This window comes from Bacillus sp. LR--39 (assembly GCF_053613335.1).
This window is the reverse complement of the sequence record NZ_JBSIOT010000420.1, coordinates 1-981: the sequence shown is the minus strand read 5'-3', so window position 1 is coordinate 981 and position 981 is coordinate 1. Positions and strand designations below refer to the sequence as shown.

Genomic DNA, 981 nt, shown 5'->3' with positions numbered 1-981 from the left:
GAGCATTATCTCCACTTGGCAACGACGTCGATACAAGTTGGAATAACGCAATCAACGGTGTGTCCGGAATCGGTCCGATCACTCGTGTTGACGCTGAAGAATATCCGGCAAAAGTTGCCGCTGAATTAAAAGATTTTAATGTTGAAGATTATATGGATAAAAAAGAAGCCAGAAAAATGGACCGCTTTACACAATATGCGGTTGTGGCTGCGAAAATGGCGGTTGAAGACGCAGATCTTAACATTACCGATGAGATCGCACCGAGAGTCGGTGTTTGGGTAGGCTCCGGTATCGGAGGACTTGAAACACTAGAGTCTCAATTTGAAATCTTCTTAACAAAAGGCCCAAGACGGGTAAGCCCGTTTTTCGTGCCAATGATGATTCCTGACATGGCGACAGGCCAGATTTCTATTGCATTAGGAGCAAAAGGGGTGAACTCTTGTACGGTTACAGCATGTGCTACAGGAACGAACTCCATCGGTGACGCGTTTAAGGTTATTCAGCGCGGTGATGCAGACGTGATGGTCACAGGCGGAACAGAAGCGCCGCTGACAAGAATGTCATTCGCCGGCTTTAGTGCCAACAAAGCGCTGTCTACTAATCCAGATCCGAAAACAGCGAGCCGCCCGTTTGATAAAAACCGTGATGGCTTTGTCATGGGGGAAGGTGCAGGGATTATCGTTCTTGAAGAACTTGAGCATGCTCTGGCCCGCGGCGCTAAAATTTACGGAGAAATTGTGTGCTACGGTTCAACCGGAGATGCTTATCATATCACAGCGCCGGCCCAAGACGGTGAAGGCGGAGCGAGAGCGATGCAAGAAGCCATTAAAGATGCAGGCATTGCACCTGAAGAAATTGATTACATCAATGCTCACGGGACAAGCACGTATTACAACGACAAATACGAAACAATGGCGATTAAAACCGTTTTCGGCGAGCATGCGCATAAACTTGCGGTAAGCTCTACAAAATCGATGACAG

General features: G+C 47.7%; 1 protein-coding gene. It reads left to right on the top strand.

Features of this window, described 5'->3' with window-relative positions; all coding sequences use genetic code 11:
- The coding region (gene fabF / locus ACWHAR_RS23735) for a beta-ketoacyl-ACP synthase II (protein WP_452088024.1) at positions 1-981 on the top strand (981 nt) is incomplete at both ends.